This window comes from Streptomyces sp. NPDC040718 (assembly GCF_055593565.1).
Window position 1 is genome coordinate 387,124 of the sequence record NZ_JBVIXO010000006.1, and the last position, 13,240, is coordinate 400,363.

At 75.4% G+C, this 13,240-nt stretch carries 11 protein-coding genes; 8 read left to right on the top strand and 3 right to left on the bottom strand.

The annotated features are described in order from the left end of the window. Window positions 1–40 precede the first annotated feature (40 nt). The 7 genes from ACZ597_RS18675 to ACZ597_RS18705 are packed head-to-tail and all read left to right on the top strand — an operon-like array spanning window position 41 to window position 10,275. Window positions 41–1,591 carry a SagB family peptide dehydrogenase gene (locus ACZ597_RS18675; protein WP_471331045.1) on the top strand — a complete coding sequence of 517 codons (1,551 nt, stop codon included), beginning with the start codon at window positions 41–43 and terminating at the stop codon, window positions 1,589–1,591. 30 nt (window positions 1,592–1,621) lie between these two features. Next, window positions 1,622–4,396, top strand: a complete 2,775-nt coding sequence (locus tag ACZ597_RS18680; protein WP_471331048.1) for a lantibiotic dehydratase — start codon at window positions 1,622–1,624, stop codon at window positions 4,394–4,396. Next, window positions 4,384–5,439 (top strand): lantibiotic dehydratase C-terminal domain-containing protein, encoded by a 1,056-nt coding sequence (locus ACZ597_RS18685; protein WP_471331051.1) that lies wholly within the window; start codon window positions 4,384–4,386, stop codon window positions 5,437–5,439. Before ACZ597_RS18680 ends, ACZ597_RS18685 begins: the two co-directional genes overlap by 13 nt. Window positions 5,440–5,453: 14 nt before the next feature. Beyond that, the gene (locus ACZ597_RS18690; protein WP_471331349.1) at window positions 5,454–6,542 is read left to right on the top strand and encodes a peptidase M50; all 1,089 of its coding nucleotides are present in this window, start codon (window positions 5,454–5,456) and stop codon (window positions 6,540–6,542) included. 48 nt (window positions 6,543–6,590) lie between these two features. Further along, complete coding sequence (locus ACZ597_RS18695) at window positions 6,591–7,559, top strand: ABC transporter ATP-binding protein (protein WP_471331054.1); 969 nt, start codon at window positions 6,591–6,593, stop codon at window positions 7,557–7,559. Beyond that, window positions 7,556–8,311, top strand: a complete 756-nt coding sequence (locus ACZ597_RS18700) for an ABC transporter permease (protein ID WP_471331057.1) — start codon at window positions 7,556–7,558, stop codon at window positions 8,309–8,311. The genes ACZ597_RS18695 and ACZ597_RS18700 overlap by 4 nt, the downstream gene beginning before the upstream one ends. Further along, on the top strand, window positions 8,308–10,275 hold the full coding sequence (locus tag ACZ597_RS18705) for a TOMM precursor leader peptide-binding protein (RefSeq protein ID WP_471331059.1): 1,968 nt from the start codon (window positions 8,308–8,310) through the stop codon (window positions 10,273–10,275). Before ACZ597_RS18700 ends, ACZ597_RS18705 begins: the two co-directional genes overlap by 4 nt. Before the next feature lie 129 nt (window positions 10,276–10,404). On the opposite strand, the gene ACZ597_RS18710 is transcribed toward ACZ597_RS18705, so the two are convergent. Further along, entirely contained in the window at window positions 10,405–10,578 is a 174-nt protein-coding gene (locus ACZ597_RS18710; protein ID WP_007268044.1) for a thiazolylpeptide-type bacteriocin, read from the bottom strand. Window positions 10,579–10,819: 241 nt separating this feature from the next. Between ACZ597_RS18710 and ACZ597_RS18715 the strand changes: the two genes are divergently transcribed. After that, window positions 10,820–12,100: an amidohydrolase gene (locus ACZ597_RS18715; protein WP_471331062.1), complete on the top strand. Its 1,281-nt coding sequence runs from the start codon at window positions 10,820–10,822 to the stop codon at window positions 12,098–12,100. A gap of 33 nt (window positions 12,101–12,133) precedes the next feature. Here the strand turns inward: ACZ597_RS18715 and cynS are convergent, their stop codons facing one another. Together cynS and ACZ597_RS18725 are read right to left on the bottom strand one after the other, a co-directional pair. Then, window positions 12,134–12,604 carry a cyanase gene (cynS, locus tag ACZ597_RS18720; RefSeq protein ID WP_471331064.1) on the bottom strand — a complete coding sequence of 157 codons (471 nt, stop codon included), beginning with the start codon at window positions 12,602–12,604 and terminating at the stop codon, window positions 12,134–12,136. Window positions 12,605–12,635: 31 nt separating this feature from the next. Further along, window positions 12,636–13,220 (bottom strand): carbonic anhydrase, encoded by a 585-nt coding sequence (locus ACZ597_RS18725; RefSeq protein WP_471331067.1) that lies wholly within the window; start codon window positions 13,218–13,220, stop codon window positions 12,636–12,638. Between the last annotated feature and the right edge of the window lie 20 nt (window positions 13,221–13,240).

Below are 13,240 nucleotides of genomic sequence, written 5' to 3' on the forward strand. Positions count from 1 at the left end.
CCGGCCCGCCCGGCACGGCCGCACGACCCGAGGAGGACCCGTGGGCTACGCCCATGACTACGCCAGCGCCATCATGTACCGGGGCCGGGTGCCCATGGAGCCCGTCGACTTCGTGCCCGACTGGGCCGACCGCCCCCGCAAGGCGAAGTACTACCCCGGCGCGGAGGTCCTGCCGCTGCCGGATCCGGCGGCCGGCGGGCCGCGCCCCGCGCCGGGGTTCACCCTGCCGCTGCTGTCCGGAATGCTCCAGGACTCGTACGGGCTGACCGGCCGGCGCCTGGCCGTGCAGGCCAACACCGACCTGGCGGCGCTGCCGCACTACACGCAGGCCAACTGGTCGCGGGGCACCGCCTCGGGCGGCGGGCTCTACCCGGTCGGCGTGTACTGGGCGGCCGGTGCGGGCGGACCGCTCGCCCCGGGCCTGTACCACTACGCCCCGCACCAGCACGGGCTGCGCCGGCTGCTGGCCGGCGACGTCACCGGTGACGTGCGCGAGGCGCTGGGCCACGGCCCGGACGAGGGCGCCTCGCAGTACCTGGTGCTGAGCGTCAAGTACTGGCAGAACTCGTTCAAGTACAACAGCTTCTCGTTCCACGCGGTCAGCATGGACGTGGGCGCGCTGGTGCAGACCTGGCGGCTGTGGGCCCGGGCGCACGGGCTGCGGATCGCGCCGGCGCTCTGGTTCGACGAGGAGCGCCTCGCCCGGCTGCTCGGGGTGGCCCCCGAGGAGGAGGGCGTCTTCGCGGTGCTCCCCCTGGAGTGGGAGGGCGACGCGGTCCGCTCCGCCGCCGGGACTCCTTCGACGGGCGCCGGGGTCCGCCGGCGGGACTCGGAGCGGTCCCGCACCGTACTGGCCTTCGAGACCCTGGAGCGGATCCACGGGGCCACCCTCGGCCGGGCCGGCGACCGTCCGGCGCCCGGCGTGCTGGACTCGGCGGCCGCGTACCCGCCGCGGGGCGGGCGGCCCGTCCCCCTGCCCGCCCCGGCGGCGCCCCCGATGGAGGAGGCCGCCGCGCTCCGGGCCCGGCGCAGCAGCTTCGGCCGCTTCGACGCCCGCCGGGCGGTGTCCGCGGAGCAGCTGGCGGCGGCGCTGGCGGACTGCGCGGCGACCCGGCCCGGCAGCGAGGCGGAGCGGCCCGACGGGCCTGCGCTGACCTCTCTGTACGCCTTCGTCAACCACGTCGAGGGGATCGAGCCGGGCAGCTACGCCTACGACCCGGCGGAGCACGCGCTGCGGCTGGTGGTGCCGGGGCCGCCCGGGCCGTTCCTCCAGGCCAACTACTTCCTGTCCAACTACAACCTGGAGCAGGCGGGCGCCGTGCTGGTGCCGACGGTACGGACCACCGCGGTCCTCGACGCGGTCGGCGACCGGGGCTACCGCCTGATGGGGGCGGCCGTCGGCGCGATCGCGCAGACCTTCTACACCACGGCCGCCGCCCACGGGCTCGGCGCGGGCGTGGCGCTGGGCTTCGACAACGTCTCGTACGCCGAGCGGCTGGGGCTGACGGACACCGACGAGGCACCGCTGCTGATCATGCTGCTCGGCCACGAGCGGCCGCGGCCCGCCGACTTCCGCCACGAGATCGCCTGACCGGGCCACGAGAGAAGCAGGGGGAACAGGATGGACACCACCACCGAATGGCACACCGGCGAGCGCTTCATGCTGCGCGTCGCCGGCCTGCCGCTGGCCGCGGCCGACGCGCTGCGCTGCGGGGACACCGGCCGCTGGGCGGCCGACGTCCTCGCGGCCGAGGAGACGCTGCGGGCGGACGCGCAGTGGCTGAGCGAGGTGCTGCACCGGGCGGTCGGCGCGACCGATCCGGAGCCGGGCGGGCCGGGTGCGGCGCACCGGCGCGAACTGCTGCGGCTGCGGCGCCAGGTCCACAACGGGCGGCTGCCCGCCGATGCCGGGGCCGCCCTGCGGGCGGTGGCGGACCTGGGCGAGGAGGCCGGCGACCGGCTGGCGCTCTGGCTGGAGCGGACCCGCGAGCTGGAGAAGCTGCTGGCCGAGGGGGAGCCGCTGCTCGCGGCCGATCTGGGCCGGGGCCGGGCCGCGCTGCGGGAGCTGCTGGGCGACGACCGGCTGCGGCACGGGCTGCTGCTGGCCTCGCCGGTGCTGGAGGGGCAGCTCGACGCGTACGCGGCGGCCACCGCGGGGGGCGGGGAGCCGGGGGGCCGGGCGCGCAAGGCCGAGCGCTCGGTGCTCTCGTACCTCTACCGCACCGCCTGCAAGACCAGCCCCTTCAGCACCTTCACCGGGGTGGCGACCGGCCGGTTCACCCCGGAGGCGGGGGCGGACGGGATCCGGGTGGAGGACGCCTGGAGCAGTCACGTCCGGCTGAACGTGGTGGTGCTGGCGCGCCTCGCCGAGCTGGTCCTCGCCGACCCGGTGCGCCGGCGGGACCTGCCGTTGCGCCCGGCGCCGGGCTGGGGGCGGGAGGACGACCGGATCCGGTACGTGCGCCGCTCGGTGACGGCCGGCGACGACACGGCCGCCGTCACCTTCGACGCGGTCAAGGACCGGCTGTTCTTCCTGCGCCGCAGCGGAACCCTGGACCGGCTGCTCGCCCTCTTCGCGGAGCGGGCCGAGCGGGCGGGTGCCGCGGGCGGCGAGCCCGAGCTGCGCCACCACGAGCTGGCCGACTGGCTGGCCGCCGAGCACGGCGCGGCCCCCGAGGAGTGCGAGGCGTACATCGGGGCCCTGCTCCAGCTCGGCATGGTGCGGGTGCCGTGCCTGGACACCGAGGTGCACGGCGGGGACCCCGTACGGTCCTTCCAGCGGGCCCTGGCCGGCCTGGAACGGCCCTGGGCCGACGAGCTGGCCGCGCTGCTGGAGGAGCCCGCCCGGCTGCTGGAGCGCTATCCGCTCGCCGGGCGCGCCGAGCGCCGCGAGCTGCTGTCCGCCCTGCGCGCGGCGCTGCGCCGGGCACAGGAGGAGCTGGGGGCCCCGGCGGACGCGCCGCTGCCGCAGACGCTGGTGTACGAGGACACCAGCGCGGGCCGCGACCTGGCGGCGGCTCCCCCGGCCTGGGCGGAGCCGGGCTCGGGCGGCGGCTCGCTGCGCTCGGTCGAGCGGATCCTGCCGGCCTTCGACCTGACGGTGGCCCAGCGGATCACCTTCGAGGGGTTCTTCACGGCCCGCTACGGCCGGGGCGGGCGCTGCGAGGACCTGCTGGGGCTGGTGCACGACTTCCACGAGGACTTCTTCGACCAGTACCTGTCCTTCACCGCGCGGCGCACCCCCTTCGACGCGCGCGGCGAGTACGTGCCGGAGGAGAACTGGCTCGGCCTGCCGGGGATCCGGGCCCTGGACGCGGCGCGGCGGGCCTTCACCGGCCGGATGCGGGAGCACTGGGCGGCGTACGGGGAGCGGGGCGCGGGCGGCGGCGAGCTGCGGCTCTCCGCGCAGGACGTGGAGGCGGTCGCGGCCGAACTGGAGCCGGTGGTACCCGGCTTCGCGCCGCGCTGCCACCACCTCCAGCTGGCGCGGGACCCGGAGACGGGCGAGGAGCTGACCGTCCTCAACCGCTCGTACGGCGGGCTCTCCTTCCCGTTCAGCCGGTTCACGCACCTCTACCCGGAGCCGGCCGGGCTGGACGGCGAGCTGCGCGCGACGGCCGCCGGGGTCACCCCGCCCGGGGCGGTGTTCGCGGAGGTCACGGGCGGGGCGGTCACCACCAACCTGAACCTGCACGGCCGGCTCACCGAGTACGAGATCGTCTGCCCGGGCGAGAGCGGAACCCTGCCGGAGGACCGGCTGCTGCGCCTGGACGACCTGTACGCGGAGCACGTGCCGGAGACCGGCCGCGTGGTGCTGCGTTCGCGGCGGCTGGGGCTGGAGGTGATCCCGGTCTACCTGGGGTACCTGGTGCCGCTGGCGCTGCCCGCCGTACCGCGCACGCTGCTGCTGCTCTCACCGTCCTCGATGTCGCCGCTGGACGTCTGGGCGGGGGTGCCGGAGGGCGTCCCGCAGGGCGGGGTGACCACGCGTCCGCGGGTGGTGCACGGGGAGCTGGTGCTGAGCCGGCGCAGCTGGACGACCACGGCGGGCGAGCTGCCGGCGCACGGGGCCCGGGAGGCCGGGCACTTCCTGGAGTGGCAGCGCTGGCGCCGGGCGCACGGGCTGCCGGAGCGGGTGTTCGCGACCGTGTCGGCGGGCCCGTCGGCGCTCGGTGCCAAGCCGCAGTACGTGGACTTCTCCAGCCTGCTGTCCCTGGCCGCGTTCGAGCCGCTGCTGCGCGAGGGCGGCCACCGGGTCGTCTTCCGGGAGATGCTCCCGGACCCGGACGGCCTGCACGTCCGTTCGGCGCGCGGCGCGCACGTCGCCGAGCTCGCCGTCGAGACCTTCACCACGACCGTCCGGACCGAGGAGGGCGCACCCGCATGTCAGAGCTGACCCCGACGCGTGGCGCGTGGCAGGCCATGCACGTGTTCTACGCCGCCAACCCGCAGCCGCTGCTGGTGCAGTGCGTGCGGCCGCTGATCGCCTCCCTGACGGCGGACGGGCTGCTGGCGGGGCACTTCTTCATCAACTACTGGCTGGAGGGCCCGCACGTACGCCTGCGGCTGCGGCCGGTGACCCCGGAAGCGGAGCCGGAGGTGCGCCGCCGCGCCGAGGAGGCCGTGTCGGCGTTCCTGAAGTCCCGGCCCGCGCTGTACGAGGTGGACTCCGGCTTCCTCAACGAGTTCTACAACACCCTGTTCGACATCGAGTTCCCGGAAGGGGACCGGGCCGCCTTCATGGGCGAGGACGGCCGGATGAACCTGCGGCCCAACAACTCGTTCTCGTACGAGCCGTACGAGCCGGAGTACGGCAAGTACGGCGGCCCGGCCGGGGTGGAGCTCGCGGAGTGGCACTTCGCGCACTCCAGCGACCTCGTGATGGACGCCCTGGGCTCGATGAACCTGCACCTGCGGACGGTGCTGCTGGGTACGTCGGCGCAGCTGATGATGGTGATGGCCGGGGTGTTCCTGCCCGACCGGGAGGAGCTGGGGAACTACCTGGACAGCTACTACCGGTTCTGGCACCGGGCGTTCCCGGGCACCGGTTTCATCGGCTCGACCGAGTACGACCGCACGTACGAGCAGACCGGTCCCGGTCTCGGGCGGCGGTTCGAGGGCGTGCTGGAGGCGCTCGGCTCCGGGGAGACCGGCCGGCTGCCGGGGTTCCTGGCCGGCTGGGCGGAGCACTGCCGTGAGCTGCGGCGGCGCGCGGAGGCCCTGGCGGCGGGCGGGGAGCTGGTGTTCCGGTCCTGGGACGGGAACCGCGACGAGCGGGTGACCGATCCGGCGGTGGCGCTGCCGCTGCTGCTGTCCCCGTACATGCACATGACCAACAACCGGCTGCACGTGACGATCCGGGACGAGGCCTACCTCTCGCACCTGCTGGGCCGGGTGCTGCGCGAGGGCGCGGGGGCGGCCGGGGCGGTCGGGCCGTGACCGCCCCCTCCGGGATGCAGGACCACCGGCCGGCGCTGCGGCCGGGGGTCCTGCTGTCGCCGCCGCTGCTGAACGGCCCGGCCGTGGTGCACCTGGTCAAGGACCCGGTGTCCGGGGCGGCGTTCGAGATCGGGCCGAAGGAGTACTTCCTGGTGTCGCGCCTCGACGGCTCGCGCAGCCTGGCGGAGATCGGCGAGTCGTACGGGCGGGCCTTCGGGCGCCGGCTGGGCGAACGGAACTGGCAGCAGCTGCTCGGGCTGCTCGGCACCCGGCGGCTGCTGGCGGGCGGCCCGGATCCGGAGGCACAGCGGGGTCCCGGGCCGCAGCGGACCGGGACACTGCTGCGCGGCACCCTGCGGCTGGTCGCCGACGCCGACGCCACGACCGCACGGCTGCACCGCGTCCTGCGGCCGGTCCTGCACCCGGCGGTGCTGGGCGCGCTGCTGCTCGTCCTCCTGGCCATGGAGGCGTGGCTCGCGGCATCGGCGGGCGTCCTGTCCGCCGATCTGTGGTGGCTGCTGACACGGCCGGCACCGCTGCTGGCCGTGGCCTCGCTGCTGTGGCTCAGCACGGCCCTGCACGAGTTCGCGCACGGGATCGCCGCCCGCCACGTGGGCGGCACCGTGGGCGAGATCGGGCTGCGCTGGCGGCTGCCGATGGTGATCATGTACTGCCGGGTCGACAACTACCGCTACCTGCCGCGCCGCCGCGACCAGCTGGCCGTGGCCGGCGCGGGCGCCTTCGCCAACCTGCTGTTCCTGCTGCCGTTCTGCGCCTGGTGGGCGGCGCTGCCCGCGGGCGACCCCACCGGCCGGGTGCTGGGCGCACTGCTGCTGCTCGGCAGCGGGCAGGCCCTGGTCAACCTCGTCCCGCTGCCGCCGCTCGACGGCTACACCCTGCTCGGGCACGCGCTGCGCGTGACCCGGCTGGCGCCCGCCAGCTCGGCGTACCTGCGGCTGCGGATGCGGGACAAGGCCGCGGCGGCCGCCTACCCGGTACGGGCCCGGCGGCTGTACCTCGGCTACGGGATCGGCTCGGCCGTGCTGGTCCTGCTCCTGGCCGGGTGCCTCGCGGCCGCCGTCGTGCTCGCCGCCGGCCCCTGAACCGTCTTCCGTCCCCCCACCCGATTCCGACACCGAGGGAACCGCAGCATGACTACTGACCGCACTCCGCCGCCCGACGCGCCCGTGGCCGTCGCCGTCCGGGAGGTCCGCAAGCGCTACGGCGGCCGCCAGGCCGTGGACGGGCTCTCCCTCGACGTGCGCCGCGGCGAGTTCTTCGGCCTGCTCGGCCCCAACGGGGCGGGCAAGACCACCTTCATCGAGATCGTCGAGGGCCTGCGCCAGGCCGACTCGGGCACCGTCGAGGTCCTGGGGCACAGCCCCTGGCCGCGCAACACGGCACTGCTGCCCCGGATCGGCGTACAGACGCAGGCCTCGGCGTTCTTCGTCCGGCAGACGGCGCGCGAACACCTCGCCACCGTCGCCGGGCTGTACCGCAAGGACGCGGCCGCCGCGGACCGTTCGCTGGCGCTGGTCGGGCTGACCGAGCAGCGCGACGTGCTCGTGGAGAACCTCTCCGGGGGCCAGAGGCAGCGGCTCGCCATCGCCTCCGCCCTGGTCCACGACCCCGAGCTGATCTTCCTCGACGAGCCGACCGCCGCGCTGGACCCGCAGGCCCGCCGCGACCTGTGGCAGGTGCTGCGCGCCCTCAAGGGCGAAGGCCGCACCATCGTCTACACCACCCACCACCTCGACGAGGCCGAGGCCCTGTGCGACCGGGTGGCCATCCTGGTCGACGGCCGCATCGCCGCGCTCGACTCCCCGCACCAGCTGATCACCGCCGCCGGCTCCCGGGCCAGGCTGCTGGTCCCCGAGGGGCGGATCGGCCGGGACGAGGCGGCAGCGCTGGAGGGCGTGGAGCGGGTCAGCGAACAGGGCGGCTCGCTGGTCCTGGAGACCTCGGTCCCCGGCAAGGTGCTCCAGGCCGTCGACGCGCTCACCGGGCTCGACGGGGTGATGACCCGTACGGCCACCCTGGAGGACGTCTACCTGGAGCTGACCGGCCGCACCGCGGCCGAAGCCCACTCCCCCGCACACACCCTGGAGTCCCGCGCATGAGCGCCTACACGGCACTGACCGCAGCCGGCTACCGGGCCCAGGTCCGGGACAAGGCCACGCTGTTCTTCACCTTCGCCTTCCCGCTGCTGTTCCTCGTGGTCTTCGGCCTGATCTTCAGCGGCCAGGACGTGGAGCAGAGCGGCCGCCCGTACATCTCGTACATCGCGCCCGGCGTGATGTCCTGGGGCGTCGCCAACGCCGCCGTCTTCGGGATCGCCTTCACCCTGATGCAGTGGCGCCGCGACGACCTGCTGCGGCTGATCCGGCTCAGCCCGACGCCGCTGACCACGGTGCTGGCCTCGCGCTACGTACTGGCCCTGGTGGTCGGCGTGGTGCAGGCGGCCGTGTTCGTCGCCGTCGCCATGCTGCCCGGGTTCGGGCTCGAACTGGACGGGCGCTGGCCGCTGGTGCTGCCCGCGCTGGTGCTCGGCATCACCGCCTTCATGGCCATCGGGGTGATCGTCGGCAACTACGCCAGGACGCCCGAGGCCGTCGCCGCCATCGCCAACTGCATGATGGTGCCGATGGCGTTCCTGTCGGGCTCCTTCCTGCCGCTCGACATGATGCCGTCCTGGCTGCGCACGGTCTCGCAGGTGCTGCCGCTGCGCTACCTCAACGACGCCGCCTCCGGGGCCCTCACCGGCTCCGGCTCCCTCGCCTCGATCGGCATCGGCTGCGCGGCCCTGGCCGGCTTCGCCCTCCTGTTCGGCGGGATCGGGCTGAAGACCTTCCGCTGGAGCAACCAGTCATGACCGGCACCGCAACGGAGACCGTGCGGGCGGCGGGTGCCCCCGACGGCACCGCGCTGGAAGCGGCCCGCCGGCAGCTGGACCGGGCCCTCGCCGCTGCCGCCGCCCCGGGTGCGGCGGCGCCGTACGTGGTCACGCTCGGGGTGCACGACGCCCTCGGGCCGCGGGCCGCCGACCCCTTCGCCGGGGTCCGCCCGGCCGCCACCGTCCACCTCGGTGCGCAGGCCGTGCTGCTGGGCCCCTGGGGCGGCGACGGCACCGCCCCCGCCTGCGGGCAGTGCCTCGCGATGCGCTGGCAGCGGCTGCGCAGCAAGAGCGAACGGGACGCGCTGGAGACCGGGACCGGGCCGCGCACCCCCGTCTCGGCGCGGTGGCCGCGGCTGTCGCCGTACGTCCTGGACGCGGCGGCGGCGCTGCACGCCGCCGTGGCCGGCGGCGAGGCGCGGGCCCCGGGCGCGGTGGCCGCCGACCGGGCCCTGCCGCAGGTGTCCCGGCTGGACCTGGAGACCCTCCAGGTGCGCACGTACCCGCTGGCCGCCGACCCGCTCTGCCCCGACTGCGGGCCGCGCGCCGAAGCCGCGCCGCGGCCCTTCGCCCCCGCCTCGCGGCCCAAGCCGGACCCGGGCGCGCAGCGGCTGCGGAAGGCGTCCTCGTACCCGGTGCCGCGGGAGGCACTGGCCAATCCGGTGACCGGGGTGCTCGGCGGGGGCACCTGGATCAACGTGACCTCTCCGACGACCGCTCCGGTCGCGGGCAGCGTCTTCATGCGCGGCTACGCGGGACTGACGGACGTCACCTGGAGCGGACAGGCCAACAGCTTCTCGGCCAGCCGGGACCTCGCCTTCCTGGAGGGGCTGGAGCGGTACGCGGGCACGCACCGGCGCACCGGCGGCGAAGCGCTCACCGCCTCCTACGCGGAGCTGGGCGAGCGGGCCCTGAACCCGGCGGAGTGCGGGTTCTACCCGCCCGAGACCTATCGGGACGACCCGCTCGTGTCGCCGTTCGACCCCGAGCGGCCCATCCCCTGGGTGTACGGGCATTCGCTGCGCGACGACCGGCCGGTGCTGGTGCCGGCCCGGCTGGCGTACTACAGCGCGGGGCTGGCGGCCGACAACTTCGTCTTCGAGTGCTCCAACGGCTGCGCCATCGGCGGCTGCCCGGAGGAGGCCCTGCTCGGCGCCCTGCTGGAGCTGATCGAGCGGGACGCGTTCCTGCTGGCCTGGTACGGCGGGCAGCGGCTGACGGAGATCGACCTGGACTCCGTACCGGGGCCGGCGGTGCGGATGATGGTGGACCGGGCGGCCCTCCAGGGGTACGACGTGCACGCCTTCGACAACCGCATCGACCTCGCGGTGCCCGTGGTGACGGGGCTGGCCGTGCGCCGCGACGGCGGGCCGGGGCTGTACTCCTTCGGGGCGGGCGCGGCGCTGGATCCGGCGTCGGCGGTGGAGGCGGCGCTGTCGGAGGTGCTCACCTACATCCCGCACCTGCCCCGGCAGGTGGCCGAACGGCAGGGCGAACTGGAGGCGATGACGCGGGACTTCGGGAAGGTCCTGCACCTGAAGGACCACGCCCAGCTGTACGGGCTGCCGGCGATGGCCCCGCACGCGCGGACCTACCGGGAGCCGCTCGGGGTGCGGTCGATGGCGGAGCTGTACGCGGGCTGGGAGGCCGGCGGGCGGCCGAGGACCGGCGACCTGCGGGACGACCTGCTGCTGTGCGTACGGGAGCTGACGGACGCCGGGCACGACGTGATCGTCGTCGACCAGACCACGCCGGAGCAGCGGCGGATGGGGCTGAGCACGGTGTGCGCGGTCGTGCCGGGGCTGCTGCCGATCGACTTCGGCTGGTCGCGCCAGCGGGCCCCGTACATGCCCCGGCTGCGGACGGCCGCGATGCGGGCGGGGCTGCGCGGGAGCCCGCTGACGGACGCGGAGGTCCGGCTGGTGCCGCATCCCTTCCCCTGACCGCGTCCGAGAGGGCCCCGGGGCTTCCCCGGGGCCCTCTCGGCGCGGCCGTGACGCCATGCCGGATGCCCCGGACCCCTTCCTGCGGGGTCCGGGGCATCCGGTGTCTGCGGCTGCGGCGCCGGGGTGTCAGGCGCTGCAGGAGGTGGTGCTGGTGGTCGAGGAACAGGTCGAGGTGGAGCTGCAGCTCGTGGAACCGGCGAGCACGACCTCGCTGGCGTCCGAGTAGTCCGAGATCTCGAAGGTCTCCGACTCCAGCTCGAGGATCTCGTCGGCGAGCGAGGCGAGCGGCGACTTCTCCATGGGACTCTCCTTCGTTGGGGGTGGGCCGGCCTCGTGTCGGCGTGGCCGGTTCGGGTGGTCCGGGTGGTCCGGGTGCGTCCTGTGGTCTCCGGCCCGTGTGTTCCGGCCGGTTCCCCCTGGCGCACTTCAAGGAGAACAAGTCGCGCCTTCACATCACCCGTTCATCTCCTGACACTCCTCTGACAGAAAGTGTCAGCGCCTTGACAGTCCCGCCCGGAGCCGGTGACCGAGCATGGTCGGCATGACCGCCTCCGCCACCGTGCTCACCGGACTCCCGCCGCTGCTGCGGCCGTTGACGACCCTGTACCTGGACCTGCACCGCCATCCCGAGCTCTCGGGCCGGGAGGAGCGCACTGCCGCCCGGTTCGCCGACTGGCTGGAGTCCGCCGGGTTCGAGACCGCGCGAGGGATCGGCGGGCACGGGGTGGCGGGGGTGCTGCGCCGGGGTGAGGGCCCGACGGTCATGCTGCGCGCCGAGCTGGACGCGCTGCCGGTGCGGGAGGCGACGGGGCTGCCGTACGCGAGCGAGGGCCCGGCGGCGCACGCCTGCGGGCACGACCTCCACCTCGCCGCGGCCGCCGGGACGGCCTCCCTGCTGGCGGGTGCCGGGCCCGGGGCATGGCGGGGCACGCTCGTGGTGGTGGGGCAGCCCGCGGAGGAGACCCTGGAGGGGGCGCGGGCGATGCTCGCCGACGGGCTGTACGAGCGCGTCGGCCGCCCGGACACGGTGCTCGCGCAGCACGCCGCCCCGCTGCCGGCCGGGATGGTCGCGCACGGGTACGGGCCGATGACCGCCGGGAGCGTGACGTTCCGGGTGGTGGTGCACGGGCGCGGAGGGCACGCGGGCGCCCCTCACCTGACCGTGGACCCGGTGGTGGCGGCGGCCCACGTGGTGGCCCGGCTGCAGACGGTGGTGGCCCGGGAGGCGGCGCCTTCGGAGCAGGTCGCGGTCACCGTGGGCCGGCTGTGGGCCGGCGAGCGGGCCAATGTCGTACCGGACCGGGCCGAGATGGGGATCACCGTACGGGCGGCCGGGGAGGCCGCGCTCGCCCGGGCGGCGGAGGCGGTCGAGCGGATCGTCCGCGCCGAGTGCGCCGCCTCGGGCTGTCCCCGGGAGCCGGAGGTCGTCCGCGAGGGCTCCTCGCCCGTCACCCACCCCGACCCGGCCACGACGGCCGCGGTGCGGGCGGCGCACACGGCGCGGCTGGGGGCGGAGCGGGTGGCGATGTGGCCGCCGTCCCTGGCCACGGAGGACTTCGGGCTGTTCGGCGACGCGGGTCTCCCGGTGCACGGCGCGCCGGGGGTGCGGCTCGCCTACTGGATGCTGGGGGTGATCGGGCCGGCCGCCTGGGCCGCGGCGCCCGGGGAGGGCGCGGCCGCGAAGCTGGCGGCCCTGCCCGCCAACCACGCCCCGGACTTCGCCCCGGACGTGCGCACGGCCCTGCCGGCGGGGGTGGAGGCGCTGGCGGCGGCGGCCCTGGCCTGCCTGGCGGCGCCGGCGGCCGGCGGGACGGCCGGGTGAACCGCGCACGTCCCGCCCGGCCCCGGAGGCGGATCAGAAGGGCCTGGTCGGCAGGTACTTGCCGTCGAGGGTGATGACGGCGCGCTCGCCGCCGTCGGGGTCGGCGACCTTCCGCACATCCAGCCTGAAGTTGATCGCGCTGATGATTCCGTCGCCGAACTGCTCGTGGACCAGGGCCTTGAGGGTGGTGCCGTAGACCTGGAGCATCTCGTGGAAGCGGTAGATGGTCGGGTCGGTGGGAACCGCGCCGGTTCCGGTGCCGCGCGTGGGGATGGTCCGGAGCCACATCGCGGCGTCGTCGTCCAGACCGAGGAGCTCGGCGACGGCCTGCGCGGCGGGCTCGGGCAGCGGGTGCTGGCCGAGGACGGCGGCGGTGACGAAGGCCACCGACAGGCCGGTGACGTCGGCGATCTGCTGCCAGGTGAGGTTCTTGCGGGTCTTGGCCTCTACCGCGTCTGCGGCGATCCGCTCGCGGACGGCGGGGGCGAACTGGGCGTGTGCCATGGGGAGTTCCTCCGGGTCGGTGGTGTCGGTGTCAGGCGGCGGGGGCGGGGGCGTCGAGTTCCTCGACGGATCCGGTGGGGATGTCGTAGACCCAGCCGCGCAGGACCAGGGCGCCCCGGGCGAGGCCGCGGGCCACCGAGGGGTGCGTGGCGAGGTTCGCCAGCTGGGCCCGTACGTTCTCCCGCACCAGGGAGTCCACTCCGCCGCCGGTCCCCGCCGCGCGGGCCAGCGAGGCGTCCGCGTGCCGGAGCCAGCCGGCGACGGCCGGGGCGGCGCTGAGGTCGTGGCGCTCGGCGAGGGCGGTCATCGCCCCGCAGCCGGAGTGCCCGCAGAGCACGATCTCGCCGACCCCGAGGACCGCCACGGCGTACTCGATGCCGGCGGCGACCGCGTCGGGGCCGGGCGTGTGGGCGGGGACCAGGTTGCCCGCGGTGCGGACGACGAACAGCTCGCCCGGCTCGCTCTGGGTGAACAGCTCCGGCACCACGCGGGCGTCGGAGCAGCCGATGAACAGCGTCGCGGGCCGATGGGTCCGGGCCAGGCGGGCGAACAGCTCCGCCTTGGCGGGGAAGACGTCGCGCCGGAAACGGCCGACGCCCTGGATGAGGTCGTGCACGGTCACTCCCGTTCTGGGAT